This is a genomic window from Corallococcus exercitus (assembly GCF_003611585.1).
GTDB classification, from domain to species: domain Bacteria; phylum Myxococcota; class Myxococcia; order Myxococcales; family Myxococcaceae; genus Corallococcus; species Corallococcus exercitus.
Map to the genome: position 1 here is coordinate 1 of NZ_RAVW01000795.1, position 1,224 is coordinate 1,224.

Below are 1,224 nucleotides of genomic sequence, written 5' to 3' on the forward strand. Positions count from 1 at the left end.
CCTAAACGACCGATCGTAATTCTCGAACGGTCTCAAGCTGCGCGTCGAGCAGAGGCGGCGCGCAGCAAGGGGCTGGCGGTTCTCTGCGCGTTCCGAGCGTCGAGGTAGGCGTCCACCTCGGTCATGAGCGACTCCATCTTCTTGCAGCGGTGGTTGCGGGTGACGTTGGCGTGCACGTCCCACCACACGCGCTCAATGCGGTTGCCCTCCGGGCAGTACGGCGGCAGGAAGTGCAGCACCAGCCGCTCGCCCAGTGCCTCCAGCGCAGTCTGTGTCTTCTTGCTGGAATGGGTGGCTGCATTGTCGAGGATGAAATGCAGGCGCTTCGCCCTCGGGTAAGCGGCGTCCACTGCTCGCACCAGGTCGATGAAGAGCGCGCTCGTCTTCTTCACCCCCTGCACCCAGGTCATTCGGGCTGTGCTCGCATCCAGAGCCCCCGCCACGTACCGCTTCTGGTTGTTGCCCGGCGTTACCACCTCTCTGCGCTGTCCAGGCAACGTCCAGTCCGGGCCGATTTTCGGGTTGAGGTGCACGTCCATCTCATCCTCGAAAAGCACGGGCTCGTCAGGCCGGGCGAAGGCCGCACGGCATTTCAGCTGCCAGAGGCGCCGCTGGCGTCGGCGCTCCGGCCAAGGGCAGCGCACCACGGGACGCGGGCGCCTTCTCTGGGCTCCCACCGAGGCCAGGGCACGCCCCATCGTCGCGGGCGAGACGTGCACCCGGCCTCGCCTCTCTACCTCTCGCACCAGCAACTCGCGCGTCCAGGTGGTTCGACGCCAGCCGGACTGCTGCGGCGTGCCTTCCAGCACCCGGCGCAGCGTCTGCCGGAAATACTCGTCCACTTTGCGCCGCCCATTCTGGGCGCGCTTGTCCAAGAGGCCGTCACGGCCTGACTCCTGGTAGCGCTGGACTGCGGACACCACCGTGGAAGGGGCGCAGAGCAACTCTCGCGCGGCCTGTGCTCGTGACTGGCCACTGGCGACCTTGGCCACCGCCAGGCACCGCCGCAGGGTGAGCGGGCAGCCAGTCCACTCACCCCAGCGAATCAGCCGTCTACGGTCACGACATCGCAGACGCAGCTGTTGCCTTCCCTGAGGCAGGGCTCGCTTCTTCATCCGGTTCTTGCGCACACAAGGCCGAACGACGCGAGCTCCTGCCCCTTCCTTCCTCCGCCAGCGCTTGGCTACCCTCCGAGCCGTTCGAGAATCATGAGCGGTCGTTTAG

The 1,224-nt window shown here is 66.5% G+C and carries 1 protein-coding gene; it reads right to left on the reverse strand.

What is annotated here, in order from left to right:
* Positions 1–32: 32 nt before the first annotated feature.
* Positions 33–1,115 (reverse strand): IS630 family transposase, encoded by a 1,083-nt coding sequence (locus tag D7W79_RS42085; protein WP_439099281.1) that lies wholly within the window; start codon positions 1,113–1,115, stop codon positions 33–35.
* Positions 1,116–1,224: the final 109 nt, after the last annotated feature.

What these genes read in the sequence shown, in the direction of transcription:
- D7W79_RS42085 (WP_439099281.1), bottom strand. Translation starts at nt 1,115, where the DNA reads ATGAAGAAGCGAGCCCTGCCTCAGGGAAGGCAACAGCTGCGTCTGCGA.